Annotated in this window: 1 protein-coding gene; it reads left to right on the top strand. The window is 41.0% G+C overall.

Features of this window, described 5'->3' with window-relative positions:
* Positions 1–242: 242 nt before the first annotated feature.
* Positions 243–821: AAA family ATPase (locus DW917_RS17910; RefSeq protein WP_233524803.1), on the top strand; the 579-nt coding region annotated here is incomplete at its 3' end.

Here is an 821-nt window from a genome sequence, read left to right as displayed (position 1 = left end):
GTGCGAGGGAAATCATTTTCGTTTTATAGAGGAAAGATACGAAGAAAATATTTCTTTCTTACGACACGGCTGTTACAAAATGATGACGAAAGCCCAAATCATATATTCCAGACATTCCATGATATGAAACGTTACCGATACATTTTTGCCTTTTCCCTTTGTTATTTCAAATAAAATGATTAGTTTTGCAGATGCAAAGAGTCTGATAAGATATTATCACCAGAAACTTAAAAGAAAGAACCATGGCAGAATTGAAATTATATCCAGTAGGAATCCAGACTTTCGAGGAAATCATCACCCGAAATCTGCTGTACGTAGATAAGACGGAATATGTCTATCGCATGACTCATAGCGGTGGCAAACATTTCTTCTTAAGCCGTCCACGCCGTTTCGGAAAGTCATTGTTGGTTTCTACCTTTAAGAGTTATTTTCTGGGAAAGAAGGAACTCTTCAAAGGGCTTGCCATCGAAAAGTTGGAAAAGGACTGGACGGAATATCCTGTCCTACATTTCAGCATGGCTGGCGGTAAACACATGGAGAAGGACCAGCTGGAAAGATACTTGGGAAACCGGCTTGCAGAACAAGAAAAAGTATGGGGAATCAAGACTCCCGCTGTTGATGCGAACGACCGTCTCATCGCACTCATTCAGACTGCTTACGAAAAGACTGGCAAGCAGGTAGTAGTACTCATTGATGAGTATGACGCCCCTCTACTTGATGTTGTGCATGAAGATGCTCATTTGAAAGATTTGCGCAATGTGATGCGTAATTTCTATAGTCCTCTGAAGGATTGCGAACCTATGCTTCGCTTTGTTTTCCTG

The organism is Prevotella sp. AM42-24 (genome assembly GCF_003461825.1).
Lineage (GTDB): Bacteria > Bacteroidota > Bacteroidia > Bacteroidales > Bacteroidaceae > Prevotella > Prevotella hominis.
This window is presented reverse-complemented; position numbering and strand designations above follow the sequence as displayed.